Below are 17,806 nucleotides of genomic sequence, written 5' to 3' on the forward strand. Positions count from 1 at the left end.
TAGTTTAAACCTCTAAAACCAGCTGATTCATAAAGCGTTTAATTTTCTTTGCAAGCAAAATGCTTAGCAGGCGTTTTCCCCTTATGCATCGCCGTTAATAGTTTTCTGATTTGTTGCTCATCATTTTCCATTGTACACTTTAGCGCTAAAATAGGAATTAAGGTATCTTTCACCACAGGATCACTGTTTTCGTTACATAATTAGGTTCAAAAATGGACGGAAATTAATAAAATAAATGTTAAGCGCTAAATAAATATTTAAAAAAATAGCAATTTAACTGAATTCATTGTAACGTAATGATTTGTATCTTTATTATGTAAGACAACTGGGCTTTTATTAAACGAGTAGAGTTGTTTTTGCAATGGTAATCTTTTTGTAACATGAGGGATCAGAAGTGAGATCGGTATTTACAAATTACATAGTCTTACTAAGACGGGCGGTAGGATTGATTGCCTTATGTTTTATTGTTTCGTGTAGCAGAGATTATTATGCTTTGCCTCCAGAAGTACCTAAATGGCCTTGCAAGGTTACAGGTGCTTGCGATGCCAGCATTATTAAATACATCAAAAAATTACGAAAAAAAGGGGTAACCGTCGTAACGATTGGTCAAGATTATATGATTAGTATTCCTGCTGCCTACTTATTTGAACCACAAACACCTCATATCAAATGGAAAGCTTATAAGCTCTTAAATGAAGTAGCGATCTTCATAAAACAATTTCGTAAAATTTCAATTTATATAGATAGCTATAGCAGTAAATATGTGTCTCCACAACGAGAGCATGCATTGACTTTAGCTCGTTCAAGAATAGTCAGCGAATATTTATGGTCTCAGGGGGTTGATAGCCGTTTTATCTTTACACAAGGGCTAGGTAGTGATAAACCTATAATTGCATACACGCCAGGCGGTGATTACTCCGCAAATGCGCGAGTAGAAATTAAATTTAGGCGCGCTGTTGCTTAGGGATGAAGAATGAACCGTGAAAGTTGGAGCTTAATAAAAAACAGTAAATTATTTAATGTTAATGTCTATAGACGAGGTTTAATTGCATTAATTATTTCATTGGGGTTAAGCTGTTTTTTGGGGGTACTATTGTTTTATATATACATAACAGAGCCAGAAAGGGATTATTACGCGACAAATGGAGTGGCCCCACCCGTTAAGTTAACATCCATGGCAACTCCTAATATGTCATCAAGGGCACTGCTTGATCCAGATCCGCCGACAGACCTTGAGGATAAAGTGATACCACAATAAGAATAAATAGAGGATATTATGGCCGAAGATGCCTTGACTGTTGTTACATTGAGAAACAAATTTTATAAAGACAGCCAGCGTAAAGTAATACTTGCGTTACTGGTTGCTATAGTTGTTAATCTTGTGCTGGCTTCTATGCTGGTCTACATCGTAACACACCCGCCGGCACCAAAATATTTTGCTACTAGTATTAATGGCCGGATTACGCCCCTTTTTCCATTAAATGAGCCGAACCAATCGGACTCAGCGGTATTGCAATGGGCAAATCAGGCCGCTATTGCTGCCTTCACTTATAATTTCGTGAACTATAGAGATGAATTGCAGGCTTCATCTGGGTTTTTCACTGCTGAGGGTTGGGATCAATTTTTGAATGCATTGCAACAATCAAATAACCTTGATGCGGTTAAGGCTAAAAAATTGATTGTTTCTGCGGTGGCAACGCGAGCCCCCATTATTTTACAAAAAGGGGTCTTGAATGGAAGTTACTCATGGCGCGTACAAATGCCAATATTAGTAACTTATCAGAGTGCCAGCGAATTTACTCAGCAAAATAACGTGGTTACTATGTTGATTACACGTGTTTCGACTTTGAATTCACCTAGAGGAATAGGTATATCACAGTTTGTAGTTGGGCCTGCCAGTGGTGGTGTTTCTTAAATGAAAAAGATGAATCAAGTTTTAAAATTTTGTGTTCTAAGTGGAATCGCTCATTTGCTGCCGGCAGTGTCTTCTGCCGCATCACAACCCGATAATGCACAACAAGCATTGCAGCAATTACGTATGCTGCAACAACGTTTGTCAACTAATCAAGGACCTGGTAACAATCAGGGACCACCGACTCAAGGCCAAGGTGGTGGAAATACTGCCATGCCGTTGTCAAATTCACTATATCAGTCCCCAACTCAAAGGGCTGCTGCGCCTGCACAGGTTACACCTGCTAATTCAAATGAGCAGGTAGTTAGTCAAAACGACGTTGAAATCATTGAGGGCAAGGCATTCAAAGACATGACACATAGTTTGTATCCATTAAGTCCGGAACAGATTGTACAATTACGGCAAATGCAACAAACAGTAGAATACGCCAAGGCCTCAACTCCTGGGACTCCACCTAAGCCAACAGCTACTTCTCAATTTGTTAACTTATCGCCTGGTTCTACTCCACCAGTTATTCGTTTGGCCCAAGGATTTGTATCATCATTGGTTTTTCTTGATTCGACAGGGGCGCCATGGCCTATTTCAGCTTATGATTTAGGCGATCCGGGCGCATTTAATATCCAATGGGATAAAACCAGCAATACCATCATGATTCAAGCGTTGAAACTGTATAATTACGGTAACCTTGCGGTACGTTTGCGTGGTTTGAATACACCGGTGATGCTAACGCTTATCCCCGGCCAGAAAGCGGTAGATTATCGTGTTGATTTGCGGGTTCAAGGTTATGGACCCAATGCGAAAAATATGCCAATGGAAGAAGGTATCCCTCCTTCTGCCAGTGAATTGCTTCTGCATGTTTTGGATGGTGTTCCACCTCCTGGTAGTAAACGCTTAGCTGTAAGTGGGGGAGATGCGCGTGCCTGGATATCCAATGACAGAATGTATGTTCGAACTAATCTTACTATATTGTCACCGGGCTGGTTAGCAAGTATGACCAGTGCAGATGGAACGCATGCTTATGAAATGCAAAAATCTCCGGTATTATTAGTGTCCTGGCATGGAAAAGTCATGCAGCTTAAGGTAGAAGGTTTATAAATGGCTGGCAGAAAAGAAAATCTAAAATCACTTTTTTCTAATACTCGTTCACGAGTCATTATTATTTTTACAACAGTTCTGTTGATACTGGCGGTGGTCATTGGTTATGTAAAACTTAGGTCTATAAGTACGGGGCCGGAAGCTACTGCAAATTTAAGTAATGCGCCCGGCAGTATTCAGTCTATTCCTGGGGTTCTTGATCCTACGGCACAGTATGCCAAACTACAAGAGGAACAAAATCTATCTCAGGCTGAAAAGGCTGTGAAAACTGGTGGTAGCGCTATTCCAACTATCATTAGAACACAAGCTTTGGGCCAAGGGGTAGGGGTTATCGGTTCAAAAAATGGTGAGAGTGGCGTTGGTTTTGCTACTTTGGCACGTGAAAATGAAGAGGGAAATCAACGTAGCCTGTGGATCCAAAATTTACAAAATAGTGGGTGCTCAAAATCAACGATTGCACAAGTTGTGAGCCAAGGTGCTCAATTATCTGATTTAAAGGCTGCATGCAGTTGCGTGCAGTTAAAAGATAATGGTTATGCGTTGCCTGATCTTAATCAGGTTTGTGCCTGTAAAGAATTAAAGGCGGCAGGATATAACGCAAGACAACTTAAAGATGCCGGATACACCGCTGCTCGATTGAGAGATTGCGGTTTTAGTGCGTGCGAATTGCGTAATGCTGGTTTTACCGCGCAAGAAATGAAAGATGCCGGTTTTTCTGATGGTGAATTAAAGGGGGCTGGCTTTACTGATGATGACATCAGCAAAGCCAGTGGCTTGCCGGAAGGAATCACGGCTGCAGATGTATTAAAAAGTGGATGTAATGCGGATGCTTTAACTAAATTGCGCAAACAAGGGGTCAGTGCTTCTGCAATCCGACGTATTAGTGGATGCAGTGCGGAGCAACTTAAAGCCGCAGGATTTACCGCTAAAGAATTAAGAGATGCAGGATTTAGTGCCGCTGATTTAAGAAAAGCGGGTTTTACACCAGCGGAATTAAAAGCAGCTGGTTATACTGCCAGAGATTTATTAAATGCAGGATTTACTCCTGAGGATCTTACCAAGGCAGGTTATACTGCTGCGCAGATCAAAGAAGCAGAGGCTGAACTTCCTCCGGGCATTTCGGCGGCAGATATTAAGAATGCAGGTTGTGATCCCGATGTTGTACGCAGAGAACGTGAAGCGGGCGTAAGTGCTTTATTAATAAGGCAAAATGCTGGGTGTAGTGCACAAGCATTGAAAGCAGCTGGTTTTACGGATGCTAGTCTGGCGAATGCAGGATTTTCTCCGCAAGAAACTAGTGCCGCTACACCGCTTACTGATGCTCAAATAAGAGCAGCCGGTTGTGATGCGGCGCAATTGAAAAAATTATTTATAGCCGGGGTGAGCGCTAAAAGAATCAAAGAATTAAACGGTTGCAGTGCTGAAGCGTTAAAAAATGCTGGCTACGCCCCTAAATCTTTGCTTGATGCAGGGTTTACTCCGGCACAATTGCTTGCCGCAGGATTTATGCCAAAAGACTTGGAGAATGCTGGTGTAAGTCCGGCAGATATCTTAGCTGCAGGAAGAATGGCTGATTGCAGTGTTGATTCACTCAAAAAAGCAAGAGCAGCGGGTGTAAGTGCGGCAACAATTAAAAAAACCTTAGGCTGTTCTGCTACAGCATTAAAAGCCGCAGGTTATACGGCCAAAGATCTAAAGGATGCTGGTTTCACCGCAGCTGAAATTAAAAAAATGCAGGCTTTAACGCTAAAGATTTGAAAGATGCTGGCTTTAGTCCTAAAGAATTAAAAGATGCTGGTTTTAGTGCTAAAGAATTAAAGGATGCGGGATTTACCGCAGCCCAGCTTAAGGCTGCTGGTTTTAGTGCCAAGGATTTAAAAGACGCTGGTTTTTCGGCAGCTCAACTTAAAGCCGCCGGCTTTAACGCTAAAGATCTGAAGGATGCAGGATTTACGGCTGCCCAACTAAAAGATGCTGGTTTTAATGTTAAAGATCTTAAAGATGCTGGTTTTGGTGCCAAAGATCTAAAAGCTGCTGGTTTTAATGGCGCAGAGTTAAAAAATGCGGGTTTTTCACTGGCTGATTTAAAAGGAGCTGGATTTACCAATACTGATTTAATCAATGCTGGCTTTTCTCCTAATGAATCACAAGTGGCTGGCTTGGGTAATCCCAACATGCAACAAGGAGCATTTAGTGTTGGAAGGATACCTGCTCAAGGTGGAACTGTACCAGCGGGTCCAGCAGGTTCGAGCCAGCAATTGCAAGCCATTCTAAGCCGACAAAACCAACAAATGGCGGAGCAAAAATACCAACAAAAAATTCAGCAGAGAACTGCAGATATGTTATCTGCGGCAAATCAGGCTTTATCTGAATGGAAAAACGTATCAACTCAGACATATACTAGTGGCCAAGAAGAAAAATCAGGTGTTGGCAGCTCGCTTACTGGTTCAGGTAGCAGTAGTTCTCACGGTATTGCCAGTAGTAATCTTGCGAATAAACCAGCCATTATTAAAACTGGCGATATCTTATTTGCTGTAATGGATACTTCCGTTAATAGTGATGAACCAGGGCCAATTCTTGCAACTATTGTTTCAGGGAAATTAAAAGGAACTAAATTAATTGGTAGTTTTAACATGCCTTCGAATGCCGGTAAAATGATTATTACTTTTAATACCATGTCGATTCCTGGTGCTCCAAAAACAACGTCCATATCGGCGTATGCTATTGATCCAAATACCGCGAGGACAGCGCTGTCGAGTAGAACAAATCATCACTACATGCTGCGTTATGGTTCATTATTTGCCTCTTCTTTTCTTGAGGGGTTTGGTAATGCCTTCCAGTCAGCGAATACCACGGTAACAATTGGTGGTACGGGCGGTGGTAATAATGTAACCGTTGCTAACGGTGTCGGCCGTTCTACATTACAAAATGCGGTAATTGGATTGGCAACGGTAGGTAAGACCTGGGGGCAGCAAGCACAGCAATTATTTAATACACCAACGACAGTTGAGGTATATGCTGGCTCTTCTTTGGGAATTTTATTCACACAAGATGTAAAATCTATTTAATTTGATGGCAGAAGATAATGGCAGATAACGATCAAAATGATGAATATAAGTTCGCTGAGTTAGAATCCCTTGATAATGATTCAATGGAGCATGATTATAGTTCAGGCGAGCAGAAACCTTCGGGTATGGGATCAAAGCCACCTAAAAAAGATGTTAGGCGTAATGCAATAATTGTTATTTGCTTAGTTCTTTTTGCCATGGTGATGTATAAATTGCTCGGTGGTCTATTTTCAGGAAAAAGCAATAACGCCACCAAGGGAAGTATTCCTCCAGCACCTATAGCAACTCAGATTCCCGCGCAAGCGCCACCACAGCCGCAACCAATGCAGGCTGAAGTTGCGCCGCAGCCGATGTCACAAGTACAACCAGTGGTTCAAGAGAATAATTCTGTGCTCAGGCAAAAAGTAGATTCTATTGAGGCGAATCAACAAAATGTTCAATCTCAAGTTTCTTCAATAAATGAGCAAGTAGGAAACGTCAATAATAATGTCAATAATTTGACCTCTCAAATTAGTCGATTAAATCAAACGATTACCGATTTAACTACGCAATTAAATCGGCAGTCAGAAGAAATTAATGTGCTTATGGAGCGCACGAAACCTAAGCCAATTCGACGCATGATGCGGCCTCGTCAGTTTCTGCAAGCAAATATTTATTATATTAATGCAGTAATTCCTGGCCGTGCTTGGCTAATTGGTACAAATGGTTCTACACTTACAGTAAGAGAAGGGACTAAGATCGCAGGGTATGGGGTAGTTAAGCTAATTGACTCGATGGAGGGTCGAATACTAACTAGTTCTGGGCGAGTAATTCGGTTTAGTCAAGAAGATAGTTGAGGCAAAATATGGCTGATTCAACATGTACAGGCGGGACAGTTGCGTGCTGGGTAGCGAGTCAGGCAAACATTCTTACCAATCTTGCAAATTCATTGGTGCCTGTACAACGATTGATCACGGGCGGAGCTTATCTTATAGGTTGTGCCTTTTTATTCAAGGCAATATATACTTTGAAGGTGTACGGTGAAGCGCGTACGATGATGTCTAATAACACGAGCATCAAAGAACCTGTTGTCTATCTAATGGTGGGCGCAATATTTATTTATTTCCCTACCGCTTTTTCGGCACTGATGCAATCGACATTTGGTTATCAAAATGTTCTGCAATATGCCCCTGTTAATAGTGGTAGTCAAACGCTTGATTTTTTGTTTGGTAGTGGCAGTGTGGTTGGTCGACCGCTAACTATGCTTATTCAGGTAATTGGTTTGATTGCTTTTGTAAGAGGATGGGTTTTAATCGCACGTTCAGCGTCACAAGGGCAGCCTCCAGGAGGAACAGGAAAGGGGTTTGTTCATGTTTTTGGAGGAATTTTAGCAATCAATATTGTAGGGACTATCAATATGATTAATAATACTTTATACGGCACGTGATAAATATTTTATGTGTGTATTAATTTACTTTTAAAATTAGGAGAGCATGGTGAAAAGTAAAATTATTAGTAAAGCAGGATACAAGTATTGGTTAAGCAGTATTGCTTGTCTAAGCTTGCTTGCCTTAATTTGTCAAGATGCGGCTGCAGGTAGTCTGACTATCGGGGGAATGGCATCATCAATAACTGCTTCATTTACAAATTTAACTAAATTGATTACTTCAGGCTCTTACTTGGCCGGTCTAGGATTTTCAATTGGTGCGATTATGAAGTTTAAGCAGCATAAAGATAACCCAACGCAAATCCCAATTGGTACACCAATTGCTTTAGTTTTTATTGCTGCGGCATTATTATTCCTACCTACAATTTTAGGGGTAACCGGAGCAACAATGTTCGGAAGTTCGGGTGGTAAAACAGCTGGTCCTACTGGTACTGTGTACACCGGTTCATAATAGAGTTTACTTAATAAAGCGCGGTAACATTTGGTTGCCCCGCTTTATTTTAAAGTGAATTACACGTTTGGAACGTCAATCCTCATTTAAAGTTATTTACGAGAGCAACGTGAGCTGAGAATATGGCAGTGAATCAAGAACTACATAAGTTGAAATTAATGGCCACGCCAGGTTCATGGCGTTTATATTCGGCCAGAAAAGTAGACGAACGATTTAAGTCATATGAGCAAAAAGTCTTTCAACGAGATCGTTATACATGTCAATTTTGTGGATTTCAGGCGCGTTTATTTCAAGAGGTTGTAAATCTTGATAATAATTATACGAATAATAAGTTCGCCAATCTGGTGACTTCATGCTGCTTTTGCGCTCAGTGTTTTTTTGTTGAATCCGTCGGTGTAGGCGGTTATGGGGGTGGAACACTTATCTACCTCCCCGAGTTAACGCAAACTGAATTAAACAGTCTGTGTCATGTGTTGTTTTGTGCCATTACAAATGATACGGGTTATAAGGCAAGTGCGCAGAATATTTATCGAGGATTTAAATTTCGTTCTCAATTAATCGAAGAAAAATTTGGTGAAGGCACCAGCGACCCGGCAATATTTGGTCAATTAATGATTGACGCCGGGGTGACAGATGAAGAACGAAGGGTACAATTATTCAAAAATGTGCTTTTGTTGCCGTCAAGGGCCAAGTTTCGTAAGCAAATAGAAAAATGGGCAGCAAGTGCCTTAGAAGAAATTTCAACTTAGTGTAGCGATATACTGAGTTTTTTAAACAGATAAAATAGCCTTGGGGGAAAGCGACGCCGTAACCCAGGTAACAATAAAGAATGGGGATAAGGATGGCGCATTGGTCAGAATCATTTTTTGAAGGAGTCGATACCTTCTTTGCCTGGCTAAGTACTTCGCTCAAGCAAACGACAGAATCTTACATTGATTTGGAAACCGCAGACAGTCCCACTGTTTTGGTTAACCATGATGGTTCGTTAGTATCTGTAATCAAAATTGAAGGTATTTCTGCGCTGGCTGGTGCGACGGAATTTGAGCAGTTGGTGGCGGGACTAACGAATGCTTTTCAAGCGGCGATGGGAAGGCCGGGGCATGGATTGCAGGTTTATTTTAGCCATGATAAACAGAATATCAGGAAACTAATCCGTGATATTTATGCGCCTGCTTCAGCAACAGCACAACGGCTAGAACTTAATCTCACTGACTTATTTGAAGAACGTACTGATTATATGGCGCAATATTGTGCTGAAGAACGCTTATACTTTGTCTTGATTACGCGACCATTCAATTTGACGTCAGAACAATTAAAGGCGGCCAATAAAGCAAAAATGAAGATGCTAAAAGATTCTAAGGCACCTGCATTTAAAAACAGTCAGACTATTTATGCCGCTGTTCCTGAATTACGTGACACACATGATGCTTATGTGCGCGCGATAATGAATGACCTCGATGCATTACGTCTTTCTGGTAAGCTGCTGGAAGTACATGATGCCGTGCACGCAATTCGCATGACTGCCGATCCTGATTATACCGCGGATGATTGGCGTGCAACGCTGCCTGGCGATAAGATTCCTGTTCGCGAATTTAATAGTTTTGAAGGCGATGCTTCTGATTTATTATGGCCTTCGCTGGCCAAACAAGTACTTCCTCGTGATGCAGAAGCCTTAGATTTACGTACAGTTAGAGTAGGGGACAAGATTTATTCCTCTACCTTTATTGATTTATTTCCTAAAGATGTTAGACCGTTTATTCAATTATTTGCACGTATTTTACCAGCACATATTCCTTGGAGAATTTCATTTTTAATTGAAAGCGAAGGACTTAGTACCATTAAATTAAAAGGTCTGCTCGCTGCGATTTTAAGTTTTAGTTCCGCACAAAACCGTTTAATTAGTGACTCGGTGAATTTATTAAAGTATTTACAACTAAATACGGATGAATCAATTATCCGTTTGCGTGTAGTGGCAACAACCTGGGCTCCTGAAGGAAAAATACCTTTATTACGCCAAAGAAGCTCGGAGTTGGTTAAAGCGGTGCAAGGCTGGGGGTCTACCGATGTTTCTGAAATTTGCGGCGATCCTTTTGCTGGTTTTGTTTCGAGTATGTTAGGTGCCACCTTAAATAGTACGGCGGTGGCTACGATTGCACCTTTAAGTTCAGTTGTGTCGATGTTACCGATTACGCGCCCAGCATCACCGTGGAATAAAGGGGCTCTACTCTTTAGATCGCCTGATGGTAAGCCATGGCCTTTCCAGCCTGGTTCAACAGAGCAAACCACATGGATTGATTTAGTTTATGCTCGCCCTGGTTCCGGTAAATCGGTCTTGTCGAATGCCATTAACTTGGCTTTATGCTTGTCTGGTGGATTGATGCGTCTTCCACGGATTGCGATTATTGATATCGGTCCATCAAGTAGCGGTCTTATTTCGCTGTTACAAGAGGCGCTACCTGCATCAAAGCGACATTTGGTTGCTTATCATCGTTTAAGAATGACTCCTGATTATTCAATCAATCCTTTTGATACTCAGTTAGGTTGTCGTTATCCTACGGCTTTAGAACGTGCTTTCTTAGTTAACTTTATTACCTTATTAACGACGCCTTTGGGGGCAGAAAAACCTTATGATGGTATGCCTGACCTTGCGGGTATGGTTGTTGATGAATTATTTAAAAGCATGGCAGATGAATTTAATCCAACACCTTATGCTCCAGGTGTAGAGTCTTTCTTAGACAGTATTTTAGAAGAGATTGGCTTTGTTCGCGATTCTAAATCCACGTGGTGGGAAGTAACGGATTCACTTTATTCGGCAGGTTTTGTGCATGAAGCGATGTTGGCGCAACGTTATGCCATGCCTTTATTGGCAGATGCCGCATCGATTTGCCGAACCCCCTCGATTGAAGATTTGTATGAAAAAATTACGGCACCTACTGGTGAGTCATTGATTAATGCATTTTCGAGGATGATTTCGGCCGCTGTACGTGAATATCCGATTTTGTCACGTGTGAGTGCCTTTGATATTGGTGATGCTCGTGTTGTATCGCTTGACCTTGACGAAGTTGCTAAAAGTGGTGGTGATGCTGCTGACCGTCAAACTGCAGTTATGTATATGCTTGCACGGTATGTTTTAGCGAGACACTATTACTTAACTGAAGAGAGTTTAAATAATATACCTGAGCAATATCGAGAATATCATAAAGAACGAGTTCATGAAATTCGTGAAGACCATAAACGTATTGTTTATGATGAATTTCACCGTACGTCTAAATCCGCTGCAGTGCGCGAACAAGTAATTATTGATATGCGTGAAGGAAGAAAATGGAAAGTACAAATTGCCTTGTTATCGCAGTCTGTTGATGACTTTGATCCGGTAATGATTGACTTTGCGACAGCTATTTATATTATGGATGCGGGTCCTTCGCAAGCAATCGAAAAGACCACCGCTATTTTTGGTCTTTCCGAAACTGCAAAAACGGCATTACGTAATAGAGTACATGGCCCACGCCAAGGTGGTGCGACCTTTTTAGCACAGTTCGCTACTAAAACTGGGGTCAATGTGCAATTACTTACGTTGACTTTAGGCCCTGTCGAATTATGGGCATTTAGTACCACTGCAGAGGATGCTACGGTGCGAAACCACTTATATCGACATCTGGGGCCTGGTGAAGCAAGACGTTTGTTGGCCGCTTTATTTCCCAATGGTTCGGTAGCTAAAGAGCTTGAGGCTCGATTGGCTGGTATGAAAGAAAAAGTGGGTTTAATTGAAGAAGAGATGAAAGAAAGTGTTGTAGAACAATTAATTAACGATATTCTTGATGCTTATTCAAAAAATCCAGATGTTAAAAGTTTGCCGTCTAAAGTCACTTAATATTGTCTTAAGAGTCTTTCACTATAATGCGTCTCATCTTATTGACGAGGGTGAGGCCATTTATGAAAAAAACCAGAACGCTACTGCTTTCATTATTCCTGTGCATGAGTGCAAATTTTGCTGCTGTCGCAGAGATTTCTAATCGTATCCCAGATGAGCTTTCGATTAAAGAACATTGGGTTAGTTTAACCACAAGTTATGATATTGAAACACGGACACAAAAATTAGGTACTTTATATAGAAAATTTTTCAGTTTTTTGCTGACGTATGATTTTTATGATCCATTCGATAATAAGATTGCTTATGCGCGTTCAAAATTCTTTTCATTTACGGCACATTTTGATGTTTATGACAACAATGAAAATTATTTAGGGGCAGCAGATGAGCGTTTATTTGCTTTCTTCCCTACCTTTGATATTTACGATCGTGATGGCTACACCAAATTAGCCACTGCCTCAATGAATTTCTGGGGCACAACGTTTTATATTTATGATCCAGTTACTGGTAATGAAATGGCATATATGTCGCGATCCTTTTTCAGATTAAAAAATGATTGGACTTTTAAGGTGTCAGATAGAGGTTTATTTGAGCAAAAAAGGATTGACCCACGTGTCTTACTGACCGTGATTGCGTTCCAAGGGGATCGAGAATATTGGGAGAGTCAAAATAAAGAAGATAATCAAAAAGGTGTTCGCCATACAAAAGATGCTGCTTTTGCTTCTGATATTTCGCGTGAGCAGGTGCAAACGCTTTTAAATAAAATTGCGTTGCTAAGCAAGCATGAAGGCTTCGATAACCACCAAGAGCTAAATGAACAGATAGTAGCCACTATTGCCAATGAGTTAGAACGTGGTTACCAAACGACGCAATCTGCAGATAGTTTAACGCAGACAAGTCAAGAAAGACTGAACGCTTTTACGGATTATTGCTTGAATTTAGTTCAATCAAATACGCTTTCTGATGAAAAGAAGAAAACGATTCTCTTCCTATTGAAAACTCGTTTGCAAGAAGTAGTCAAAAATTAATTTCTTCATACTTCCTGCGGCTTGTCCGCAGGATCCATTTCTCTTGCTGCGAGAAGGAGCGTTTTTGGTTTCTTTAAATAGCTATAATCTCTTAGCCCATATTACGAAGAAGAATCAAGTGTCGAACAATAGGAACTTCCTGTGATTTTTTTTGCAGAATACATGGCAAGATCTGCTTTAACGATTAAATCCGATGCCGTCTGCGCATCTTCAGGATATGTTGCAAATCCAAGGCTAAGCGCATAGCGATAGGCAATATTGTTTTCAAAAATAAAGGTATGGTCAAATTCACGAATGATTCTTTGGGCGATGATTTCTGGAATGCGTTTGTCTGGTGCATGGACTACAGTAGCAGTAAATTCATCGCCACCTAAGCGAGCAATGAAATCTTCTTCACGGAAACAGTAGCGTAGGCGTTTTGATGTTTCTAAAAGCAATTGATCTCCTGCATTGTGTCCATAACAATCGTTTACCAATTTAAAGTTATCAAGATCAATAAAGAAAACCGTGATACGGTGATTGGGGGTAATTGCTTCTATTATTTCGCGTAGGTGTTGAATGAAATAGCGACGATTTGGCAAGTTAGTTAGATGATCAAAGCGTGCCAAATAATGGTATTTTTCCTTTTCAGCTTGGAGTAGATAATTTTTGTCATATAATTCTTGCTCAAATTGCTGATTTTCATGGATTAAACTGGTCAGGGTCGTCACAATAATAATATAGGCAAAAATATGATTTAAGGCTTCAATGACCATGAATTGATAAGATGGAATATCATAATAGGGCGGGACAGATAATTGACCAAAACTAATTAATGTAACCAATGATGCTGTTGCATAAATAAATAAACCACTCATTCCTGTCAGTGATGCGGCAAGTAAAGGCATTACATAAAACCACTGCGAATGTAGTGGCCCCATACCCCAAATCAGATAATTGGCACTGGTAATCGTTAAAAAAATAATTAGGGTGATTACATGGCTGCAGAAAATGGCATTTTTGGTTTGGCTAAGAATCCATAGATTTATGAGTGCCAGCCCTACGGCCGTGCTAATAATGACGATGAGATACCAAAGTTTAGATATGGCATATAAGCTAGTGATAATTGTGCATACAGCGATTAATTCCCACGTAATGTACTGTATCAGGCGGTAGCGACGATGGTACTTTTCTGAATTACTAGAGTAGCTAAGGTAATTCAGAATGTTATGTAGTGCTCGCATTCAAATCCTTGTTGTTTGCAATGTGTTTATACATATAATTACAGGCAACCTTTTCTCTAATAATATATTGCCGTTCTATTTTAGCGCACTTTGCGTCATTTCTCAACTTTCGCGTACCAAGTGTGTATAAGTTATTGCAATGGTTTTATTGGTAACGTAACGATAACTTTTAATCCTCGTTCCATGAGGTTGCTCAGCACAATGTTACCTTGATGCATTTGTAAAATTTCTTGAGCAATGGTTAATCCTAATCCTGTGCCACCAGTATTCCGCGAACGTGAGTTTTCGCCGCGATAAAAAGGTAAAAAAACATGTTCCAGGTCGGTGGTGCTTAATCCAGGACCTTGATCGGTAATGGTGATTTCAATTTGTTTTGGTAAACACTGTAACTGGATTGCGGCTTTAACACCATAATGTGCAGCATTATTGATCAAATTACTAAAGGCTCGTTTTAATAAATTCACAGATCCGTAATAAACTAATTTAGGGCAATCACTGTTAAAACTAACCTCATAATTTAATTCGAGTGCATCTTCTTTTAATGAGGACAGGAGTGCAACCAAATCAAAACGTTGTGGTTTTTCCTCATTATTAATATCTCTAAAATAATCCAGAGTTTCGCGGATCATGAGTTCCATTTCATTGATATCTGCCATGATTTTAGGATAGTGGGGATTATCAATTAAATATTCTGCTCTTAATTTTAAACGAGTCAGTGGGGTACGTAGATCGTGGGAAATAGCCGTGACTACACGGGTACGATTGGCTAATAGCTTATTTACTTTTTTTTGTAATTCATTAATTTTTTTTTAAAATTAGTTTTTTTGGTCTGCGTTACCAGTTATGGGAATAGGTAACCAGTTTTCCTGATGTTCATTATAATTTAGGCTTTGTATTAATGTTTGAATCGGTTGATTCAAGGTTTTAACGGCCCAATAGCTAATAAATAGTAAGGCCACTAATAAGATGAGAAAAAAACTGATGACAAAATGTATGCGATGAGGGTAAGGTGAATACATACTTACATTTAACCAAGTGTTTTCTTGGATAAATACGGAAAATTCTAATTTTTTATGTTGTTTCATTAAATTGAAAATCATCGGTGCTCGTAATGTTAATAATGCATTTTGGCTATAAACTGGTGCTGGTGACAGGGTAATTTCTGAACCATGGAGGTTGCTATTTTGTAAAATGCTAGGCCAATTGGCTTGCGGTTGTTTTTGCAATTGATTGACTAGGTGCGTTAGGGAGCGTACGGTATTGGCTGGGATGAATGAATGGTTACGAGCATAATAATATTGCCCTAATTGTATCAGTGCAAAAATGATTAAGAGATTACCTAAGACTAATCCACTCAAGGTTTTTTTGGCGGTGTTGGTTAATTGGCTCATAGTAAGTCAACCTTAGTTTTGAATTGATAGCCTCCTCCTCGAATCGTTAACAAAAGCTGTGGATTGCGCGGATCCTGCTCGATTTTTTTGCGCAAACGTCCAATTAAAACATCAATGGTTCGGTCTTGTGAGTCACAATCTTTGTCGTATAACAAATCCATTAATTGATCGCGGTTTAAGATGCGTCCAGGATGTTCTAAAAAAATAAGCAGCATTTCATATTCCCGTTGGCTCAACGGAATGGCAGTAGCATCCCTATCGATGAGTGAGTGTGTATTCCTATCGAGAATCCACATGTCGAAATGAATTTTCTGAAGGGGGGAGAGTTTTTTACGCTCCTTGCTTAAATCACCTTGAGTCCGTCTTAATTGTGCTTTAACACGCGCTAAGAGTTCACGGGCGCTAAAGGGTTTCGAAATATAATCATCTGCTCCTAGTTCTAATCCAGCGACACGATCAGCGATGCTGTTCGCGGCACTAAGCATAATGATGGGCATCGTATGGGTTTGGCGAATCATTTGACACAGATCGAGGCCATCAATTCCCGGTAACATAATATCGAGAATAATAAGATCAAAATTATTGTCCCTTAATAATTGTTTGATATTTAATCCATTTAAGGCCCAAGTAGTGCGAAAATCATTTTTAATCAGGTAGTCATTAATTAGCTGCACAATTTCTTGATCATCATCGATAATCAAAATATGATTTTTTCTAGCATTCATTAAATGTATCTGCAATTTAAATAGTTAAGTCTTATTGTAACCCTTTAGAGCAAATGCCGTCAGCTCCTAATTTATTGTAACAACCTTGTTACAACAAACTATTCCATTGTCATATTCCTATTACATTAGACCGTTACACTTAACAATGAAGACCTTAATAATAGGAGAAGAAAATGTACATGAAACGTTTGCTATTAGTTAATTGCTTTGCTTGCGCATTATTAGGAGCCTCTGTTGTCTTTGCACAACCAGCAACAGAAAAGGTAAATGCACCGCTACAAAAAGCAGGCCAGTGCCGTCAACATGTTGCTAAAATGCTTACTCCGGAACAACGCACTGAATTACAACAAATTAGAAAAGACATGCGGGTGCAATTACTGCCTTTAATTAAAGAAAAGCGGGTATTAAAATTACAAATAATGGGAAAAATTGCCACACCCAATGTGCAATGGAGCGAAGTAGCAAGCTTAGTGGATAAAAACAATGCCAACAATGCTAAAATAGCGATGCTGGTGGCAAAAACCCGTTTTGAAACCTATCATAAGTTGGGTATTTTGATGCCTTTAAGACATCATCATTGCCATCATTTTAAAAATTTCGCCAAGAAATAAATGATTTTTTGACGGTTTCGCCGTGACGGCGAACCGTTTTTATTACTTGTTCAATTCGATTACGACTACTATGATAGAGTGTTGGCTCACATTTTCATCGGTGTTATCTAATACTACCTGCTTGGTGGTTTTGGTTCAGACTTCGTGCTTTCCACATAGTTCTCACCGTCGCTGGGACGGAAAAATTGAGATGATTGGCCTGTAAGCATACGAGCAAAGGCAACTCCTGAAACTAATAAGCCAACAATCCGGAAACAATCACGGAAAAACCGTTGCCAGACTGGATCGCGATGTTCCTTGAGTTTTTCGGCAGTCGCTCCTAATTGTTCCTGAAAACGCTTAAGTCGTTGACTGGGTAATTCATCTGTTTTATCAAGAATGTTTTTTAGCATGGAAACTGCTGTTTTTTTCTCGTCCAAGAGATCTTTCTTGGACTTCTGGGTATTTAAATGAGCATGATAAGCATTGGTTTTTTCTTGTAGTTGCGCTATTTTAATTAAAGCTTGTTGCTCCTCGGGGCTTTGCCAGCTTTTTAATAGTTCTTGCATCGACGCGATTGCTTCTTCTTTATTATTAAGTTGTTTTTGTATCTGTGTGGCATCTACTTGTTTTTGTTGCAACTGTTCTTGTAATAATAAGGTCGTTTTTTCTGTATTTTCTTTATCCCGAGTAATTTGTGCCTGCAGTTTCTGGTTTTCTACTTGTGCAGTTAATAGTTGTGATTGCAGCGATTTTATTTCTTCCGTTGCGGTCAACTCTTTATCTCGCTGCATTTGCTGTAGTTGTTCTTGCAGAAAGGTATTTTGTTGTTCTGCGGCAGTTAATTTTTTTTGCAATAATTGCAATTCGTCATCTATGGCAGTTTTATTCAGTTCCAGTTGTTGTATCTGAACGTGTAATTGAGCGTTTTGTTCTTTCTCTTTTTTAAGTTCTTCTTTAGAGGTGTCTCGTTCTTGTTGTGTTGTTCCTAGTATTTCTTGGGTTACCACCAATTGTTCTTTAGTTGTA

General features: G+C 40.0%; 17 protein-coding genes and 1 pseudogene. 12 read left to right on the forward strand and 6 right to left on the reverse strand.

From position 1 onward, the window contains the following. Nucleotides 1-38: 38 nt before the first annotated feature. Nucleotides 39-173 carry a hypothetical protein gene (locus tag LDG_RS20550; protein WP_006872357.1) on the reverse strand — a complete coding sequence of 45 codons (135 nt, stop codon included), beginning with the start codon at nt 171-173 and terminating at the stop codon, nt 39-41. A 221-nt stretch (nt 174-394) separates the two neighbouring features. Between LDG_RS20550 and icmN the strand changes: the two genes are divergently transcribed. The 11 genes and pseudogenes from icmN to LDG_RS15435 all read left to right on the forward strand — a co-directional run bounded on the left by icmN (nt 395) and on the right by LDG_RS15435 (nt 12,848). Continuing rightward, nucleotides 395-964, forward strand: a complete 570-nt coding sequence (gene icmN, locus LDG_RS15385) for a type IVB secretion system protein IcmN/DotK (RefSeq protein ID WP_006872358.1) — start codon at nt 395-397, stop codon at nt 962-964. 9 nt (nt 965-973) lie between these two features. After that, nucleotides 974-1,258 (forward strand): type IVB secretion system protein IcmM/DotJ, encoded by a 285-nt coding sequence (icmM, locus tag LDG_RS15390; protein WP_006872359.1) that lies wholly within the window; start codon nt 974-976, stop codon nt 1,256-1,258. An 18-nt stretch (nt 1,259-1,276) separates the two neighbouring features. Then, nucleotides 1,277-1,915, forward strand: a complete 639-nt coding sequence (locus tag LDG_RS15395; protein ID WP_006872360.1) for a type IVB secretion system apparatus protein IcmL/DotI — start codon at nt 1,277-1,279, stop codon at nt 1,913-1,915. Further along, nucleotides 1,916-3,007 (forward strand): DotH/IcmK family type IV secretion protein, encoded by a 1,092-nt coding sequence (locus LDG_RS15400; protein ID WP_006872361.1) that lies wholly within the window; start codon nt 1,916-1,918, stop codon nt 3,005-3,007. Beyond that, nucleotides 3,008-6,075: pseudogene (gene dotG, locus LDG_RS20640) on the forward strand (type IVB secretion system protein DotG/IcmE). A gap of 17 nt (nt 6,076-6,092) precedes the next feature. After that, complete coding sequence (gene icmG, locus LDG_RS15410; RefSeq protein ID WP_006872364.1) at nt 6,093-6,911, forward strand: type IVB secretion system protein IcmG/DotF; 819 nt, start codon at nt 6,093-6,095, stop codon at nt 6,909-6,911. Nucleotides 6,912-6,919: 8 nt separating this feature from the next. Further along, entirely contained in the window at nt 6,920-7,501 is a 582-nt protein-coding gene (locus LDG_RS15415) for a hypothetical protein (protein ID WP_006872365.1), read from the forward strand. Nucleotides 7,502-7,547: 46 nt separating this feature from the next. Next, entirely contained in the window at nt 7,548-7,952 is a 405-nt protein-coding gene (locus LDG_RS15420) for a hypothetical protein (RefSeq protein WP_006872366.1), read from the forward strand. 122 nt (nt 7,953-8,074) lie between these two features. Next, a complete protein-coding gene (icmJ, locus tag LDG_RS15425; RefSeq protein ID WP_006872367.1) occupies nt 8,075-8,701 on the forward strand; it encodes a type IVB secretion system protein IcmJDotN in 627 nt (208 codons plus the stop codon). Between the two features lie 92 nt (nt 8,702-8,793). Continuing rightward, the gene (locus LDG_RS15430) at nt 8,794-11,823 is read left to right on the forward strand and encodes a hypothetical protein (RefSeq protein ID WP_006872368.1); all 3,030 of its coding nucleotides are present in this window, start codon (nt 8,794-8,796) and stop codon (nt 11,821-11,823) included. 62 nt (nt 11,824-11,885) lie between these two features. After that, nucleotides 11,886-12,848, forward strand: coding sequence for an LURP-one-related/scramblase family protein (locus LDG_RS15435; RefSeq protein ID WP_006872369.1), 963 nt, complete (start codon nt 11,886-11,888; stop codon nt 12,846-12,848). 101 nt (nt 12,849-12,949) lie between these two features. Here LDG_RS15435 and LDG_RS15440 read toward each other — a convergent pair whose 3' ends face one another. The 4 genes from LDG_RS15440 to LDG_RS15450 all read right to left on the reverse strand — a co-directional run bounded on the left by LDG_RS15440 (nt 12,950) and on the right by LDG_RS15450 (nt 16,187). Next, complete coding sequence (locus LDG_RS15440) at nt 12,950-14,071, reverse strand: GGDEF domain-containing protein (protein WP_040536202.1); 1,122 nt, start codon at nt 14,069-14,071, stop codon at nt 12,950-12,952. Between the two features lie 131 nt (nt 14,072-14,202). After that, nucleotides 14,203-14,874, reverse strand: coding sequence for a sensor histidine kinase (locus LDG_RS20400; RefSeq protein WP_324602969.1), 672 nt, complete (start codon nt 14,872-14,874; stop codon nt 14,203-14,205). 12 nt (nt 14,875-14,886) lie between these two features. Next, a complete protein-coding gene (locus LDG_RS20405; RefSeq protein WP_006872373.1) occupies nt 14,887-15,462 on the reverse strand; it encodes a hypothetical protein in 576 nt (191 codons plus the stop codon). Then, complete coding sequence (locus tag LDG_RS15450) at nt 15,459-16,187, reverse strand: response regulator transcription factor (RefSeq protein WP_006872374.1); 729 nt, start codon at nt 16,185-16,187, stop codon at nt 15,459-15,461. Before LDG_RS15450 ends, LDG_RS20405 begins: the two co-directional genes overlap by 4 nt. A 173-nt stretch (nt 16,188-16,360) precedes the next feature. On the opposite strand from LDG_RS15450, the gene LDG_RS15455 reads away from it, so the two are divergent. Then, a complete protein-coding gene (locus LDG_RS15455; RefSeq protein WP_006872375.1) occupies nt 16,361-16,798 on the forward strand; it encodes a periplasmic heavy metal sensor in 438 nt (145 codons plus the stop codon). A gap of 113 nt (nt 16,799-16,911) precedes the next feature. On the opposite strand, the gene LDG_RS15460 is transcribed toward LDG_RS15455, so the two are convergent. Further along, a partial coding sequence (locus LDG_RS15460) for a hypothetical protein (RefSeq protein WP_040536205.1) occupies nt 16,912-17,806 on the reverse strand: 895 nt, incomplete at its 5' end.

Source organism: Legionella drancourtii LLAP12 (assembly GCF_000162755.2).
GTDB classification, from domain to species: domain Bacteria; phylum Pseudomonadota; class Gammaproteobacteria; order Legionellales; family Legionellaceae; genus Legionella; species Legionella drancourtii.

Excerpts from the sequence above, each read along its gene's own strand:
- LDG_RS15400 (WP_006872361.1), top strand. The coding sequence starts at position 1,916 with ATGAAAAAGATGAATCAAGTTTTAAAATTTTGTGTTCTAAGTGGAATC.
- LDG_RS15455 (WP_006872375.1), top strand. The coding sequence starts at position 16,361 with ATGTACATGAAACGTTTGCTATTAGTTAATTGCTTTGCTTGCGCATTA.
- icmM (WP_006872359.1), top strand. The coding sequence starts at position 974 with ATGAACCGTGAAAGTTGGAGCTTAATAAAAAACAGTAAATTATTTAAT.
- icmJ (WP_006872367.1), top strand. The coding sequence starts at position 8,075 with ATGGCAGTGAATCAAGAACTACATAAGTTGAAATTAATGGCCACGCCA.
- LDG_RS15420 (WP_006872366.1), top strand. The coding sequence starts at position 7,548 with ATGGTGAAAAGTAAAATTATTAGTAAAGCAGGATACAAGTATTGGTTA.
- LDG_RS15440 (WP_040536202.1), bottom strand. The coding sequence starts at position 14,071 with ATGCGAGCACTACATAACATTCTGAATTACCTTAGCTACTCTAGTAAT.
- LDG_RS15430 (WP_006872368.1), top strand. The coding sequence starts at position 8,794 with ATGGCGCATTGGTCAGAATCATTTTTTGAAGGAGTCGATACCTTCTTT.
- LDG_RS20405 (WP_006872373.1), bottom strand. The coding sequence starts at position 15,462 with ATGAGCCAATTAACCAACACCGCCAAAAAAACCTTGAGTGGATTAGTC.
- LDG_RS15415 (WP_006872365.1), top strand. The coding sequence starts at position 6,920 with ATGGCTGATTCAACATGTACAGGCGGGACAGTTGCGTGCTGGGTAGCG.
- LDG_RS15435 (WP_006872369.1), top strand. The coding sequence starts at position 11,886 with ATGAAAAAAACCAGAACGCTACTGCTTTCATTATTCCTGTGCATGAGT.
- LDG_RS15450 (WP_006872374.1), bottom strand. The coding sequence starts at position 16,187 with ATGAATGCTAGAAAAAATCATATTTTGATTATCGATGATGATCAAGAA.
- LDG_RS15395 (WP_006872360.1), top strand. The coding sequence starts at position 1,277 with ATGGCCGAAGATGCCTTGACTGTTGTTACATTGAGAAACAAATTTTAT.
- icmG (WP_006872364.1), top strand. The coding sequence starts at position 6,093 with ATGGCAGATAACGATCAAAATGATGAATATAAGTTCGCTGAGTTAGAA.